The following is a 13714-nucleotide window of genomic DNA, read 5'->3' as shown; positions in this document are numbered from 1 at the left end:
TACATGGCCAAAGAGATGCCTGATATCTCGGATTATCAATATGGCTTTCACGATAAAGATGTTTCTGTGTTTCGAACCAAACGGGGTTTGACCCGGGAAATCGTTGAAGAGATTTCGCGGATGAAAGATGAGCCACAATGGATGTTGGATTTCCGCCTCAAATCCCTGGAACAGTTCTATAAAATGCCAATGCCTACGTCCCAGAACTCCAAGTGGTTCTCGATTCTGCCGGGCAAACTGGACGATCTCAACTTTAACGACATCACCTATTATGTCAAACCGTCAGAGCGGCAAGGGCGTTCTTGGGATGAGGTGCCGGAAGAGATTAAGCGTACTTTTGACCGTCTGGGAATTCCGGAAGCGGAGCAGAAATTCTTGGCCGGTGTTTCCGCTCAGTATGAGTCGGAAGTGGTTTACCACAATATGCAAAAAGAGCTGGAAGAGCAAGGCGTCATCTTCTGCGATACCGATACCGCCATCAAGGAATACCCCGAGCTGGTGAAGGAGTATTTCGGGACTGTGGTGCCGCCTTCGGATAATAAGTTTGCCGCATTGAACAGTGCAGTGTGGAGCGGCGGTAGCTTTATCTATGTGCCCAAGGGAGTCAAGTGCGAAGTGCCGCTACAAGCCTACTTCCGCATTAACTCCGAGAACATGGGGCAGTTTGAGCGCACCTTGATCATCTGCGACGACGAATCCTTTGTCCATTATGTGGAAGGGTGCACGGCACCGATCTACAGTACCGACTCCTTGCATAGCGCGGTCGTGGAAATCATCGTCAAAGATCATGCCCGTTGCCGCTATACCACTATCCAAAACTGGTCCCCCAACGTCTACAATTTGGTGACCAAGCGGGCCGTAGCGGAAAAAGGCGCTCATATGGAGTGGGTGGACGGTAACATCGGTTCCAAGCTGACGATGAAATACCCCGCCGTCATTATGAAAGGCGAAGGAGCCAAAGCGGACGTTCTTTCCATCGCCGTTGCCGGTAAAGGGCAACATCAAGACGCCGGTGCCAAAGTAACCGCTCTCGCTCCCAACTGTACGTCGACGATCGTATCCAAATCGATCTCCAAACAAGGCGGCAAGGTGACTTATCGCGGCCTCTCCAGCTTCGGTAAGAACGCGACCGGCTCCAAAGCCAAGATCGAGTGTGATACCTTGATTCTGGACGATCAGTCCACTTCCGATACGATTCCCTACAACGAAATTAAAAACGACGATATTACCCTGGAGCATGAAGCGACTGTCTCCAAGGTGTCCGAGGAACAGCTCTTCTACCTGATGAGCCGTGGTCTCTCGGAAGAGGAAGCGACACAGATGATTGTGATGGGCTTTATCGAACCCTTCACCAAAGAGCTGCCGATGGAATACGCGGTCGAGATGAACCGTCTGATCAAGATGGAGATGGAAGGTTCCATCGGATAAAGCAAAGTACAACCTCAACCCTGGTCGAAACCGACCGGGGTTTTTCCATTTTGACAACAAGAAAAAGAGAAAGGAAAGGTTTTTATTTGAACTCTGGAAAGGGGACAGATACATTTGTACTTATCCCTTTTTAGGAGATGTTATCATTATTACTCTAAAATAGAGGGCTTCTCGATCAGTCGTATGGATAAAATCTCTGAAAGCTACTCAGGAGGGAGAAATGGAAAAATCACAACGCATCAAGCGATTGATACGCAAAAGTTTGAGAAGTAAGTTATTGTGGTGCATGATCATCTTGTTGGTCTTTATCTATATGAATAACAGTTCTATTTTCGCCAAGCCGCAGACCGGCGAGCCGCTTTTGCTGGCTCATCGCGGATTGGGCCAAACCTTTGATCTAGACGGGGTGACAAACGATACCTGTACGGCAACGCGCATCCATCCCCCGGACCACCCTTATCTGGAAAATACGATTGCAGGGATGGAGGCGGCTTTTGCCGCTGGTGCTGATGTGGTTGAGTTTGATGTCCATCCGACGACAGATGGACAGTTTGCCGTTTTTCACGATTGGACGTTGGATTGTCGCACCGATGGAACTGGGGAGACACGGACGCATACGCTGGCAGAATTGAAGAAGCTGGATATCGGTTACGGTTACAGCGCAGACGGTGGAAAAACCTATCCCTTTCGCGGTAAAGGGGTTGGACTGATGCCTTCCCTTGATGAGGTGCTAGAGACTTTTCCGGATCAATCCTTTCTCATCCATATCAAAAGTGACGATCCCGCGGAAGGGGAGCAGCTGGCGAAGCATTTATCCGCCTTGTCCCCCGATGAACGCAAACGTCTGACGGTTTACGGCGGTGACCAACCGATCGCCGCCTTGAACGAGCATCTGCCTGATATGCACGTGATGTCTAAAGCCTCCATGAAGAGCTGCCTTCTCCCTTATATCGCCATCGGCTGGACGGGAATCGTACCGGAGGCTTGTGAGCAAACACAGTTGCATATTCCCGAAAATATCGCACCATGGCTGTGGGGATGGCCCGATCGCTTCCTGAACCGTATGGATCGAGTCGATACACGTGTCATCCTTGTCGGCGACGGTGGTGATTTTTCCAGCGGATTTGATACACCGCAAGATTTGGAGCGCCTACCCTCGGATTATCGCGGTGGTATCTGGACCAATCGGATTGATAGGGTTGCACCATTATTGCTCAAACAGGAGAAGTAAAAAGCTTGATGTAACCTAATGGATTTATTAGTGATGAAATGCCTTGTCTCCTTAGCGATTGAATGGGTGTTTCGACTGGTATCGAGTGCCGCCCGGATCAGCGGTAGAATCCAGAAAATTGGAGATCACTTTAAAGATTTGGACGCCGGATCTTCTCCGTCATCCCTGTTCCGTCAGGGGTGAAGTGAAATCCGGCGTCTAAACTGTTGGATCCAATCATCTGCAAACAGGGAAAAGTCGATTGGCATCTAGTTTGCAGGTATATAGGAGTAGTACCTGTTCATTGTTATCCAGGCGGGATCATAGGGGATTAAGATTTGCCGAGTGATTGGATCCGATACCCTTGCAGTTGGTGTAACTGGGACTGCAAGGGTATAAAAGGAGAGGGGAAAGATGGGCAAAATCAAAATTTTGAGAGCGGTTACAATCGGTTTGCTTTTATCACTATTGTGGGGAATGGCGCCGCTTGACTCCGCGCAAGCGGCAACTTTTGAGTCAAGGACGGCACCGGACGGTCGGCAGTATAAACTGTACGTACCCAACGGCTATACCCCAGGGACACCGGTGCCGCTGGTGGTGATGCTTCACGGCTGTACCCAGGATCCAGATCAGTTTGCCGCTGGTACACAGATGAATCAAGTGGCAGAGCGGGAAAACTTTCTTGTCGCCTATCCGACTCAACCTTCATCAGCCAACCTCAACAAGTGCTGGAATTGGTTTGAAACCCGCCATCAAGCCAGAGGCGGCGGAGAACCGGCTTCCATCGTCGGTGTGGTGAACCATATCAAAGGGAGTTACACTGTTGACGGCAGCCGTGTCCATGTCGCTGGACTGTCTGCCGGTGGTGCAATGAGCGTGATTCTAGGTGCCACTTACCCGGATGTGTTTACCTCGATTGGAGTGGGTGCCGGTTTGGAATATCAAGCAGCCACCAGTGTAACGGGGGCGTATATGGCGATGAACTACGGAGGTCCAGATCCGGTGAAGCAAGGGGAAGCCGCTTACCGCGCCATGGGCAGCTACGCCCGCGTGGTACCAGTGATCGTTTTCCATGGGACTGCGGATTATACCGTGCGCCCGATTAACGGTGATCAGGTGATATCACAGTGGGCCCGTACCAATGATATGGCCGCTGATGGCAATGGGATCGACGACAAGCCGGATACGACCCAGCCCGGCGCGGTTCCCAACGGTCGCACCTATACCAAATACCTTTATCAAAACGGGGCGGGAAATGTGGTCATGGAAAAAGTGATCGTCGATGGGATGGGCCACGCTTGGTCCGGTGGAAGCACAGCGGGATCGTATACCGATCCGCAGGGACCGGATGCCAGCGGGATGATGTGGCAGTTTTTTCAATCCCGCCGCTAAAGAATTGAGCTGCAATCGTAAAAGTTGCCCGCTTCGCAACCCCTACGCCGGTTTTAACCGGCGTTTTTTGCCACTCCATCAAACATGAACAATCCATCACACTCATAGAATAGGAGGAACAGGAATTGCGGAGGGATGGAAGTGGGTGATTACGAGCGTGTGTCTGCCTTTGAACATCGGTTTTGGCTGCAAGTGTTGGGGGATCATGGGCGGTTTATACGAGATTCACTGTCACCGCTTGAAACAGAAGAGGTGCAAAAAGCGATCGCTTTTATCCATACCTTTGATCATTTGTTACAGCAAGCCCATCGTTCTTTATCCACAGATGGTTGGATGCAGTTGGCGCAAGAGGCATATCAAGCTTCCCTTCAAATGCGAACGTTTAAGCTGCATCTGATTCGGCGACATTTGACCGAATCGATACAATTGCAGTTGTCCCCCACCTTTGTCAACCATATGGTAAATGAAGTAGAGGAGTATATCCGCCTCTTATACCATCTGAATCGCGGAGAGGCGCCGCCTCTACAAAACCCGCTTCATCACCATCTGGTATGGTTGCTGGATGCAGCAGGGCATGCGGGAGCAATCGAGGGCAATCTGGATGCAGTCGAAAAAGGGCTGAAGAAAAAAAGCCACCGCTTTACTACCCATTTTGAGCAATTTTACTTGAAAGCAGTGGAATTAGCAGGGTATATGCGCACCAATCTTAGTAACTTTCCTGCTTTGGATCGCTTTAACAGCCAAGTGGAGCTGGAGATTGCAGTGTTTCAACGATTCCTGGGAGAAATCGAGGAGCTGCGCCTCACCAATCAGGCTTTAGGGGTGCTTGCCCCTCTGATGGCAGATCATATGGCGCGGGAGGAGTGCTACTACCTCATAAAATTATCGCAAGTCTCTCATGTTCACGCCCCCGGTTGTGACCCAACCGCACCACGGCATGGAGAGTAGGAGAGTCGCCGGGAGGCGATTTTTTTTTATGGGAAATAGGAAGGGTGATCGAGCGAGAGCGATTGAAGGAAAATAAAGAGCCTGTAGATAATAATCTCCTATATATAGTTGTGCTCGACCACATGAGGAAAAAGTCGAGTACCGTTGTTTGAAAGTTTGTTAAACTCAAGAATCATTTACGGAAAAAAATTCATCTATTCACAATTCCTTTGAACGGATGTCATTCAATGAGAGTATGAAAGGAGGAAGAACGATGCGAGGGAAAAAAGGGTTTATTCTTTGGCTGGTATTGATACTGTTGCTCTCTCCGGTGTCGGCCTGGGGCCAACCTCCGGTCCATGAGTCGGGAGAGAAGACGCAGGAAGTTAGTCTAACGAGGGCTACATCGGATGCGGTTTCCATCATCCATGAGGAAAGTACGGAGGAAATCATCGCTTCTGGTATTCGTCTCACTCAGTTTAACCGCTTTGATACTCAGGGGTGGATGGAAGGAGCCGTTTTGCAGGTGGATTTATCAGAGGAGAGCGTACAGACGGACTTGTTGACGGCGGGAGCAGTGGCGGCATCGGCGCCGTTGCGTCAGCAGATGGAGGAAAGCGGTGCGATTGCAGGGGTGAACGGCGATTTTTTTGATATCAACAACACGGAGGCGGCACTGGGTGCGGAGGTGCGTGCAGGCGAATTGTTAAAAAGCGGTGGCGAGCGAATGGCTGCCTCTGTCAGCAAAGAGCGGTTGGGTCAGATTAGCCAGTTGTTGCTACAGGGGACGGTAACCGCGGAAGGAGACACCTATCACCTCGGCTCCATCAATGCCCCGTCATTACAAGCGGGAGAATTGGGACTATACACGGCGGAATGGGGACAAGCTTCGCGCAAACACTTGGCGCGGGAGGATGGAGTGGAAGTGCGAATCCAGGACGGGATCGTAGTGGATAAGCGGGAAGGGGAGGTTTTTCACCAACCCTTGCAAGCAGGGGAAACAGTGTTGAGCGGCTTTGGGCCAGCAGGTGATTTTTTGCGACCGCTTTCCAAAGGTACATCGATCACAATCGATTACCAAACCCAACCGGATCATCGCGATCTGCTGTTTGCCGTGGGTGGTGGGGATTGGTTGGTAAAGGACGGGAAAGTGGCAACCTCCGACGATGGTCCGATTCACCCTCGGACTGCTGTCGGTTTCAGCCGTGACGGCAAGGAGATGATTCTAGTCGCGGTGGATGGGCGCTCACAGGCGAGCCGGGGAATGAGCTTGAAGGAGTTGGCCACCTGGATGAAAGAGAAGGGGGCTTGGAACGCCCTCAATTTGGATGGTGGTGGATCGACGACGATGGTTGCACGCTCCCAGGGAATGAAGGGATTACGCCTGATTAATACTCCTTCGGATGGGGAGGAGCGACCGGTCCCCAACGGGATCGGGATCTGGAATGAAGCCCGAACCGGTAAATTGAAGGGCTTCCGGGTAGAGGCGTCATCAGAGCGTGTCTTTTCCGGTTTAACCCGAACATTTCGTGCCTATGCTTATGATACTGTTTATGCCCCGTTGTCCCTGGAGGATAAAAAATTGAAATGGACGGTCGATCCTGACGAATTAGGATCGTTTCAAGGGGCGGCATTGCGAGGAAATCGTCCGGGCAAAGGTCAGGTGCAGGTAGAATATCGTGGAGTGAAGTCGCAGCGGGATGTCCATGTCCTCGGCAAGCCGGTTCTACTGGCGATCGAACCGGGGACGATCGGCGTAGAAAAGGGAAAAAATGCCCGCTTTCTGGTAACCGGCAAAGATGAAGAAGGATATCAAACCTTTATCGAACCCCGGGATATTCAGTTGGACTACGATACCGATGTGGTTCAAATTAAACCTGATGAAGACGGCTCCTTTAACGTGATTCCGCAAGTGGAACGAGGGGCGACGGTCGTGACCGCCCAGGTTGGAAAATTGCGTACGCAAGTGGGGATAACGGTGGGATTAGAGGAACGAGGGGTGGACAACTTTGACGATTCCACCTCGCCCTGGCAATTTTCCAAGGTTCCCGCTGAAGTGGAAGGGGGGCTTTCCTATGTGGAGGCTCCAGGGCGTGAGGGACAAGCACTGCGGCTTGACTATGACTTTACCATGTCCACCCGGACCCGTGCCGTGTATGCTATACCGCCACAAGGGCCGCTGGAGTTACAGGGGGATGTAAAAAAAATCAGCGTCGACGCGTATGGTGATGAGGCAAACGGTCATTGGCTCCGCACCCGCATCAAGGATGCCGCAGGCGTCTATCATACCCTCGACCTCGCTCGAAATGTGGATTGGGACGGGTGGAAACGGGTAGAGACGGAAATTCCCGCGGGAGTAGAATACCCGATTCAGCTGGATCAAATCTACTTGGTGGAACCGGATGCAAACAAGCAAGACAGGGGCTATATCCTGCTGGATGATGTGACTGTCCATGTGGCGGAGGGGTTGGAACTGGAGAAACCAGAAATCCCTCACCATCCGATGGTGTTACAACAGGGAGAGTTACCGGATAACCGATGGAAATACGCCGTGATGAACGATATGCATATCGTCAGCGCCCACTCCGACAGCAAAGAGGTACGCAACTTTGAACGAGCTCTAAGCACGATTGCCGAGGAAGAGGTGGATTTTGTCGTCTTTAACGGCGATTTGGTCGATACGGATCAGCGTGAGGATTATCATTTTGTCAAAATGTTGATTGAGAAACATTTGGATATTCCTTACTATGTCACACCGGGCAATCATGAAACCTATGGCAGCGGCAATCTGGACAATTTTATTGATGTGTTTGGCCCGGATGCCGATTTTCACAGCTTTGTCCACAAAGGCACCCGTTTTATCCTGACCAATACATCGCTTGGTGGCCTGCGGGAAAGTGATGAGGGCCAGTGGACTCGCTTCAAACAACTGCTAAAGCACGCGCAAGAGGAACCAGCGGTGCAGCAATTGGTGATCGTAGGGCACCATCCCTTGCGTGATCCCTCGCCGGCGCAAAACTCCCAGTTTAGCGATGGAAAAGAGGCGGAGCTGTTGCAATCGCTGCTGACACAGTTTCGCGAAGAGAGCGGCAAACCGGCGGAGATGATCACCGCTCACGCCCATGTGAATCATGTGGACCAACTGGACGGAATTCCCCACATCATCATGGGACCGGTGGGCAAAGCCTTATACGGAGCTGCGGAGGATGGTGGTTTTTACAGCTATGGTGTCTTTGGCGTACAAGCCGGAGCAAAGGGAACAAAAAAAGAGAATGAACCCTGGCTATTGGCGGAGATTCGCCCGATTTTAGAGGATGTCACCTTGCAGCGGGAGGTGTTTCCCGTCGGTAAAACGGTATCACTACCGTTGAAGGGGATACAGGCGGAAGGGTGGACCTTCCCGTTGGCCTATCCCGCTACATTCCGTGTGCACGGTTCCGATGGTCTGATCGTCGATGGAGAGGAAAAAAAGGGTCAACAAGAGATTGCTCGTTACGATTCCGAGGAACAAACCATCCGCTTTCAACGGGAAGGAACCGTAACCCTAACGGTGAAGAGTGGTGACTTTCGAAAAACCTTTACCCTGACGGGGAAGAAATAAGGTCGTATTACGGGGCAAGGATAGGAGTGTCATATCTGATGGACCAAGGGTTCGAATTGGATACGGAATTTCGCTGATTGAAAGCCCACGGTTTAGCCTAGCGTACTGCTAACAGGTACGCGGCCCATGCGGGTACATTTCTAACTGCATGGGTCGGGGTGATGACACAACCCTGAACTTGAGCGTTGTCTAAAACGGAAATGGACTGCGGACGCAAACGACTCAAGAATCCCACGGCTTTAGCCGTGTGGAGTGTCAATCAAAAGGTTAGCTGATCTTAAATATCAACAGGCGGAGATGATCTCCGCCTGTTGTAAATCGTGAAGGTGATAAAAATGGAAACAAAATACTTATCTATGGTTCTTTTGTTACTGTTCATTCCCTTTTTTTATACGCATGTTCAGAGAACAAGGATACTCTAAATCTACAAGAGGGCTTTTTTGGAGTTGTATATTCCGATGCACTTAAAGAAGAGTCGGAATATGTGGTTTTCGATTTAGAAGGAAAGGATATTCATTCACGTTTACGGTTAAAAGAGCACGGCATATTTAGTATTCGTGAAGATAACCAAGGAAATTATTTTTTACCTGCTGAGTATGGTGAAAGGGTGATTCAGATTGCACAAGATGGATCCGTTCGTCCCATTGATTCACTGGAAGATCCTATATATCTTATAAAAGAAGATGATGTTCAAGTTGTAACATATAATACTGGTTACGACTACGGTACGTTAGAAATCTCTGAGGGAAGTAATGTAACACGATTAGAACTGGATGGATTTAACCGATTAGTCAGTTTTGATGAGAAATATGTTTATTCCTTTGCAGATCTAATCGATGAAGAAAAAACCGTATTATATATTGTGGATAGAAAGTTGGATAAATTGGTTAAGACACTACCTTTAAAACATGGCGTAGCGAATGATATGAAAAAGATACATGGAAAATTGATTATTACGGGAACGGATAATGCCACTGAATTAACAGTTGTTGATCAGAAGACGTTGGAAATAGAATATGTGGAGCTTCCAACCAAGAATCCAGAATATATTTTAGTAGATAACGATAGGCTCCTAATTACACATGTTGCTTCTAATAAGATTACAATCATGGACAAAAAACGATTGACGGTAACTGAAACGGTTGATATCCAACACCCCGTATTTAAAGTGCGAGCGGATCATCGCTATATCTATGCTCTAACTCAATTGGAGAGTAATGATCATGCAGGCGTTATTGGGGTATATGATAAGAAAACATGGAATCTTAAACGGGAAATATTGCTCCCAAAAATTCGTGAAACACTGGTTCAAGATTTAACATTACTTCATTCTGAGGAGAGATAAAAAATGATGATAGTGTTTGGAGTGTTATATTTAGGTTTACCGTTATTATCCGTAATATCAGGAATATGGGTCGGCTTAAAAAAGCCTGGATTCCTGATATTAATCGTCTCGATCTTAATAAACGTACTGATATACTATCTATCTTTTTTTGCAATGGGTGTTGAAATCAGAATAATGACTAAAGCTTTTGTACCGATTTATTTAAGCTTACATATAGTCCCTTTTTTAGCTATCAGATTTATAAAAGCAATAAAGAATTAACTTAATTAAGATGTCAGTAGTCCAATCTAAATCCGAATCGATGGAGGGTTCCAATGGACGGTGTTAAAAAGCGATATACCTTTTCGGTGTCAGAAAACACCTTTCCATTGTTTATCGAGAGTATCGGCTATAATCCCAGGGAGCAGGATTTTACGCGCCCGGAGGGGTATCCCTATTATCACTGGTTACAAACGCTTGCGGGGGAAGGGCGGTTTCACTTTGGGGGACATGAATGGGTGTTATCGCTGGGGAAAGGGATTCTGTTACTCCCTTATACACCCCATTCTTATTTTACCGTAGGATCACAGTGGACCACCGTGTATGTCACCTTTGGAGGAGCAGCGGTGCCATCCATTTTAAACGGATTGGGGATCCATTTTTCTGCCGTGTATGAGGAAAAGGAACCCCTTCCTTTTTCTAAGATCGTGTTTGAGATGCTACAGATGGTTGAACGGGACTCGGAGTTTTCACGCCTAGAATCCTCCGCCCATTTGTATTACTTCTTGATAATGTTGAAGCAATACGGAAAAATTAACAACCAATCCTCCCTCTCCAGCCATTATGATCGTATTCGTCCGTTGGTGGAATGGTTGGAAGCGGAGGTTGCACAACCGATCAGCCTGGATGAGATGGCGGCTTACGCCAGGATGAGCCCGCAATATTTAAATCAGATCTTTCAAAATGCCTTTGGCATCAGTCCCTATTCCTTTCTCATCCAGCTTCGGATTCGCAAAGCCAAGGAGATTCTCGTTTCCAATCCGGAAATTCCGTTAAAAAACGTGGCTAAGTTGGTCGGTTTTCGTGACCTGAGTCATTTTGTCGCTACCTTTCGCAAAAAGGAAGGAATTACTCCTAAAAAGTATCGCGATTTACATACGTGATGCTTGATGGGAGACAGGTGATTCATATTTTTACATTTTTAAAGAACTATTTGATACGCACACATCAATGAAAGCGCTTATAATGTGAGATGCACTCACTTTGTAAGCGCTTTCTATATTGAGGCGATTGAGGGAGGGAGATGCTTTTTGCAGGGGAAAATCAGTTGTCTGTTGGTTTTTGTTTTAAGTTTCTCATTGCTACCGATCCATGCCTCTTTGGAGAAAGCTGAAGCAGCACCGGCCTTTGCCAAAGGGGCGGATATCAGCTGGGTTCCGGGCATGGAGGCCCAAGGTTACGTGTGGCGGGATCGTTCTGGACGGGAACGGGACATCTTGCAGATATTAAGGGATGACTATCAGATTAACTCCGTTCGTATCCGGGTGTTTGTTCATCCCAACAATGATTATGCCAATGGGTACATGAATGCCGAGCGAGCCGCCGACCTCGCCAAACGGGCTTCCGATCTCGGGATGAGTGTCATGTTGACTCTGCATTACAGCGATTCCTGGGCGGACCCCGGCAAGCAGTACAAACCGGCAGCATGGCAGCGTTACAGTTTTCAGGAACTGATGGATGAAGTATGGAACTATACGCGTCAAGTGATGTTTACCATGCAGAGCCGGGGGGTGACGCCGGACTGGGTCCAGATCGGGAATGAAACCAATAACGGCATGTTGTGGGAAGACGGCCGCGCTTCGACCAATATGCGTAATTATGCTTGGTTGGTGAATACCGGACATCAAGCGGTAAAGTCGGTCAGTCCAAATACAAAAACCGTGGTTCATCTGGCTAATGGCTATGACAATGAGCTCTTCCGCTGGAACATCGGCGGCTTAATCGACAATGGCGCCCAATTTGACGTTATCGCCGTCTCGCTGTATCCCTCTCATGAGAATTGGCGGCAGATCAATGAGCAGGCATTGGCCAATATGAGAGACATGATCAATCGTTACGGGAAGGAAATCGTCGTCTCAGAAGTGGGGATGGACTATGATCGGGAAACGGAAGCAAAACCATTTATCGCCGATATTATCGCCAAAACCCGATCCCTCCCCAACCAGTGCGGCCTCGGTGTTTTCTACTGGGAACCACAGGCCTATCCCGGATACAACGGCGGATATAACAAAGGAGCCTGGAGGAGCGACGGGAGACCGACAGCAGCGATGGACGGATTTGTCGAATAACGCTTCATGGCCAAAAACAGGTACACCCCCGCAGGCCTGTTCATTGGCGAAGCCAGCTCCTATTCAGCCGAGGTCTCGGACTTCCGTTGGGTGATTTCAATCAGAAGGATCGACTGAGCCTCTGTGCTTGGTCGATTCTTCTATCAGTTTCATATTCTTATATGATTGATGCGTTATTTCATATGCACACCAAAATGAAAGCGCTTAAAATATAAGTAGAATGAAGGGGGTGTCAATATGGTAAAAAGGCGTATGGTTTGGTTGATGTCCATGGTCCTGATCTTGTCGCTTGTGCTGGCGGCATGTGCGCCGGAGCGTGAAGCGGGGAACGGGACGAAGGATGAAAAGCCGGATAAGTTGGTAGTCTGGGTCAATGATGAAGATGAACAGGTTGAAGCACTGAAAAAGATGACACAGCGATATACGGAAGAGACCGGCATCAAGATTGTGCTTGATCGGGTGGCTTTACCGGATCAGGTGGATAAGCTGGCTCTTGCTGGTCCTGCCGGAAACGGTCCGGATGTTTTTTTTCAACCTCATGATCCCTTGGGGGATATTGTAGCACGGGGATTGGCGATCCCATTGGAAATAGAGGAAGATGTGCGGAGCGGTTACAGTGAGACGGCCCTTGAAGCTTTTACTTTTGACGGGGAATTGTATGGTGCTCCCCTCGTCGTTGAAACACTGGCACTCTACTATAATACCGATTTGGTGAAAAATCCTCCAAAAACATGGGAGGAACTGGTGGAGATCGCGGAAGATTTGACGAATCCTTCGCAAGATGAATACGGCTTTCTGATGGCGCCTGAGTTTTATTATGGCTATTCTCTGATCAGTGCCCACGGAGGGTATATCTTCGGCGGTGAACCGGGTGAATATAATCCCGATGATATCGGCTTAAACAATAAAGGGGCAGTTAAGGGTGCTGCTTCGATTAAGGAACTGTATGAGAAGCGGTTGATTCCGGAAGCCTTGACTGTTGATGTAATGGATGGGTTGTTTAGCGAAGGAAAAGTGGGCATGAATATCAGTGGACCGTGGAATACCGCGATTTACGGCGGTGCGCTGGGTGATCGGATTAAAACGGCGCCATTGTCAAAAGTAAACGGTAAAGTCATACCCACTTTTGCCGGTGTCAAAGCGTGGTTGGTCTCTTATTATTCGGAATATCCGGAATGGGCGACCGATTTGGCACTGTATCTGAGCAACAAAGAAAGCAGCCAAACCTATTTTGAAGTCAGCGGTGAAATTCCGGCACGGGAAGGGGCATGGGAGGCGGTTGACGATCCCATTTATGATGGGTTTATAGCTCAAATTCCCCACAGCGTTCCGATGCCCAACGTTCCGGAAATGGCCCAGGTTTGGGGGCCGATGGATGATGCACTCTCCTTTATCGTGAAGGAGGACGATATGCAAGAAGTGCTAGATGAAGCGGTTGATCATATTCGACAGGATATTGCAGCGGCAGGACATTGAGGAATCAG

9 protein-coding genes are annotated in these 13714 nt (G+C 48.9%); all 9 read left to right on the top strand.

Features of this window, described 5'->3' with window-relative positions:
- The first annotated feature begins 3 nt into the window (after positions 1–3).
- The 9 genes from sufB (at position 4) to C8J48_RS11755 (ending at position 13706) form a co-directional block, all read left to right on the top strand.
- On the top strand, positions 4–1428 hold the full coding sequence (sufB, locus tag C8J48_RS11800) for a Fe-S cluster assembly protein SufB (RefSeq protein ID WP_107727041.1): 1425 nt from the start codon (positions 4–6) through the stop codon (positions 1426–1428).
- 220 nt (positions 1429–1648) lie between these two features.
- Entirely contained in the window at positions 1649–2659 is a 1011-nt protein-coding gene (locus C8J48_RS11795) for a glycerophosphodiester phosphodiesterase family protein (RefSeq protein WP_107727039.1), read from the top strand.
- A 393-nt stretch (positions 2660–3052) separates the two neighbouring features.
- Complete coding sequence (locus tag C8J48_RS11790; protein WP_107727037.1) at positions 3053–4030, top strand: extracellular catalytic domain type 1 short-chain-length polyhydroxyalkanoate depolymerase; 978 nt, start codon at positions 3053–3055, stop codon at positions 4028–4030.
- 135 nt (positions 4031–4165) lie between these two features.
- Complete coding sequence (locus tag C8J48_RS11785; RefSeq protein ID WP_107727035.1) at positions 4166–4978, top strand: DUF2935 domain-containing protein; 813 nt, start codon at positions 4166–4168, stop codon at positions 4976–4978.
- Positions 4979–5231: 253 nt separating this feature from the next.
- Positions 5232–8558 (top strand): phosphodiester glycosidase family protein, encoded by a 3327-nt coding sequence (locus C8J48_RS11780; RefSeq protein WP_170105425.1) that lies wholly within the window; start codon positions 5232–5234, stop codon positions 8556–8558.
- Between the two features lie 484 nt (positions 8559–9042).
- Positions 9043–9903, top strand: coding sequence for a hypothetical protein (locus tag C8J48_RS11775; protein ID WP_107727030.1), 861 nt, complete (start codon positions 9043–9045; stop codon positions 9901–9903).
- A gap of 314 nt (positions 9904–10217) precedes the next feature.
- On the top strand, positions 10218–11045 hold the full coding sequence (locus C8J48_RS11765) for a helix-turn-helix transcriptional regulator (RefSeq protein WP_107727027.1): 828 nt from the start codon (positions 10218–10220) through the stop codon (positions 11043–11045).
- A gap of 147 nt (positions 11046–11192) precedes the next feature.
- The gene (locus C8J48_RS11760; protein WP_107727025.1) at positions 11193–12230 is read left to right on the top strand and encodes a glycoside hydrolase family 53 protein; all 1038 of its coding nucleotides are present in this window, start codon (positions 11193–11195) and stop codon (positions 12228–12230) included.
- A gap of 237 nt (positions 12231–12467) precedes the next feature.
- Positions 12468–13706, top strand: a complete 1239-nt coding sequence (locus tag C8J48_RS11755; RefSeq protein ID WP_107727023.1) for a sugar ABC transporter substrate-binding protein — start codon at positions 12468–12470, stop codon at positions 13704–13706.
- Positions 13707–13714: the final 8 nt, after the last annotated feature.

It is taken from the genome of Desmospora activa DSM 45169, assembly GCF_003046315.1.
GTDB lineage: Bacteria > Bacillota > Bacilli > Thermoactinomycetales > DSM-45169 > Desmospora > Desmospora activa.
The sequence above is the reverse complement of the archived record's forward strand: the minus strand, read 5'-3'. Positions and strand labels throughout refer to the sequence as shown.